This window comes from Rhodococcus sp. UFZ-B548, from assembly GCF_903819475.1.
In the GTDB taxonomy this organism is placed as follows: domain Bacteria; phylum Actinomycetota; class Actinomycetes; order Mycobacteriales; family Mycobacteriaceae; genus Rhodococcus_F; species Rhodococcus_F erythropolis.
This window is the reverse complement of the sequence record NZ_CAIJDS010000131.1, coordinates 1-2,759: the sequence shown is the minus strand read 5'-3', so window position 1 is coordinate 2,759 and position 2,759 is coordinate 1. Positions and strand designations below refer to the sequence as shown.

At 59.5% G+C, this 2,759-nt stretch carries 3 protein-coding genes; all 3 read right to left on the bottom strand.

Going from position 1 to position 2,759, the window contains the following annotated elements; genetic code table 11:
- On the bottom strand, positions 1-1,073 hold a 1,073-nt coding region (locus tag H7C86_RS36740), incomplete at its 3' end, for a DUF1254 domain-containing protein (protein ID WP_182263503.1).
- A 190-nt stretch (positions 1,074-1,263) separates the two neighbouring features.
- Positions 1,264-1,620, bottom strand: a complete 357-nt coding sequence (locus tag H7C86_RS36735) for a type II toxin-antitoxin system PemK/MazF family toxin (protein WP_019749913.1) — start codon at positions 1,618-1,620, stop codon at positions 1,264-1,266.
- Positions 1,617-1,823 carry a ribbon-helix-helix domain-containing protein gene (locus tag H7C86_RS36730; RefSeq protein WP_241896167.1) on the bottom strand — a complete coding sequence of 69 codons (207 nt, stop codon included), beginning with the start codon at positions 1,821-1,823 and terminating at the stop codon, positions 1,617-1,619. Before H7C86_RS36730 ends, H7C86_RS36735 begins: the two co-directional genes overlap by 4 nt.
- Between the last annotated feature and the right edge of the window lie 936 nt (positions 1,824-2,759).

Here is a 2,759-nt window from a genome sequence, read left to right as displayed (position 1 = left end):
GCATGATCTGCATCCTTCACAAAAACGGATGCGGCATCAAACCCGGCACGGTTCAGACCGAGTCCAGGCGTCGTACTCTTCATCGCCTTGGAGAAGCTGACTGCCTCGTAGAACCACGACGCGCGTTCGTAGAACTCGTCGTAGTTGCCGCCTCGCTGAGCGGAGTTGTCCAGAACAATCGCCAAGTCCCACTGACGATCCGGCCAGTAGCGCGAACCGGGGAAGCGTTTGACAAAGGCATTCGCCTGAGCGAACACCACCCCCACTTCGACTGCCCGCTGCAAGATCTTCCGCAAGCGATCGTCCGGGGCAAACGGTTTGCCCCTCTCAATCCCCAGCTGCCGAAGCCACGCCATCGGGAACCGGTCGCGCTCTTCGACAGGTTCGTCCTGCACGATGTCGTGTAAAAGTTCCCAGTACCGAAGGTCTCGCGGCTGAATTCCGCTCCAGGGCTTGCCGTCCGGTGAGACCAGACGCGTCGGAGTCGGATTCTCACGATCGGAGTACGGGTACACCCGGACAGCGTCGACCAACGCGTCCGAGCGCGCCGGGTCCGGATCGAGCGTGCGGAAGCCGAACATGATGTGCATCATCGGGGAGCGGACAACCGTGTATTCACCTGTGTCCTCGACACTCTGGCCTGGGCCGACTACCAGGGTCTTGCCGCCCTTGCCTGCATCGGGGCCCATCTCACCGAGCACCGCGAATTCTCGTTGCCAGAAATCTGCGATGCCCCCGGCGGTCGGCCCCGCCGGCAACTCGATTACCAACGGACCCGTTGTACCGAGATCGAAGAAGTTCAAGATGTACGGAGTCGTCGCGTTGGCGGTGATCAGGCCCAGTCGGTCACGATAGGAGCGGTAGACGACGATATCGGATGCAGTTGCTCCGAAGATGTTGGTATGCACGTCCATCCACTGCGCCCAGGATACGATGGGGATGGCCCACAAGTACGCCTGCACCGCAGTCTGGAAGTCGAGTTCGTCGAACACCGTCGCGATGTGGTCGCGAGCGGGAAGCTCTCCGTCCCTGGGGACAACTCCGGAGGAATACGTCAATTTGATGTCGGCCATACCCAGATGGTCCGGAAAAGAACCACGCCGCGAATCACCCACACCGGGTGAACCAGTAGTTCAGTGCGTCCAGTTCAGTGCCGGCATGGCAGCGTTCGGAGCCGAACAGCTTCTTCGCGGAGACAAAATAAGTTCTTCGGCAACCGCGCCCCGACGATCGAGGCGATCACCCGGTCCCAGCAGCGCCAAGTTACTGCAGATCGAGGTGCAACCGCAGCGCATCCTCGAGCGCGGCGAAAGTCTCCGTCCCGACCTTGCCGACCGGTTCAGGATCCAGACGCCGAACCGATACCGACCGTACCTGCTCCGCTTGCGCTTTCGACGCTCGCGCCAAACCTGACTCGTCGGACTCGACAATCACCTGAAACGGAAACACGTGCGCGGTATTGGTAGTCAACGGAACCACGGTGATCACGCCCCTGCCGAGATTTTCTGCAGTAGCGTTGGCCCGGTCGTTGCTCACCACCACCGCCGGTCGTCGTTTCGCCGCTTCACTGCCCTGCGCGGGATCGAGATCCACCCAGTGAATGTGCGCGCGGCGAATCATTCCGTGTCTGCCGTGACAGCGTCCCACACTTCATCTACGTCACCTTCGGCAAAGGCTGCAGCGTAGTCACGTTCGAGTCCGGACGTCGAGAGTAGGCGGAGCGCGGCTCGAATTCCTGCCGACCGGCCACGAAGTCCGTGATCACGCACATACTCGTCGAGTAGATGTGCATCCTCGTCAGGCAGACTTATGGTAAATTTCATGGTCATACTTTAAGCGTACCAAAGTATGATCTGGTGGTCACCGCGAAAACGGCTACACCGCCCCGCCAGTAAGAAAAAGCCATTCAAAGGAAGCAACCACCCCGACGCGTCTCCGAACCTCATAGCCACCCGGAGATGCCGTGCTGATTTGATGTACCTTCGCGGTCAACAACCCTGCGATCTGGACGAGCACCGTCGACATCATTCAGGAGTGGTGACCCAGGACCAGATCGCTGGCGTTTCGGTGATAGCGATCCGCGACTGCGCTAGCGAGGTGGCAGAAGTTGATCCAGAAGAACCTTGGCACCGGTAAGCGACAACGCTCGATTCGCCCGGCGCAACTCACGTAACGCGGCCAAAGGTTGCTCCGAAGCAAAAATTCCCTCTGCCGCCAGTACGTCTACAGCCCAACGCCTTCCGGCTTGGACCGTTTCATGCTTGAAGGCTACCGCCCTTCTACCGGGAGCGCCTGACGCAAACTCCGCTCTTGCAGACTCGGCGCTCAACAAGTCTCAGCCAACCGACGGCACTTCGGTGATGGCGTCGGCGGTCACGAGCATGTCGATCTCGACGCTGTTGGTTCCGTCGCCATCGGTGACGCGCACAGTTACCCCTGCCAGAGTCATTGGTCGTCGTGCATTTCCGCCCAGAATTTCAATTCAGATAGCGACTTCCATCGAAAATGGTTGTTACACAGTCACTTAAGAAAGAGAACTGACACAACTTGAAAGTTACCGGTGAGATATTTCCACTGTTACCGATCGCCATCCGAGCAACAAACCACGGGCCATCGGATCCCCGTCGCATGACGAAAGACGTGCGGGCCGATCCACATGATCAACTGTCGGCGCCGCCTCGGATGTCGTCGCGGTGCAGGGACGCGAAGTTGAGTCCCGGATAGTGGTGTAGCGCGGTCGCCGAGATCGTCCCGATGCT

Bases quoted from the DNA above. Each gene is read 5' to 3' on its own strand.
- H7C86_RS36735 (WP_019749913.1), bottom strand. From the start codon at position 1,620: ATGATTCGCCGCGCGCACATTCACTGGGTGGATCTCGATCCCGCGCAG.
- H7C86_RS36730 (WP_241896167.1), bottom strand. From the start codon at position 1,823: ATGAAATTTACCATAAGTCTGCCTGACGAGGATGCACATCTACTCGAC.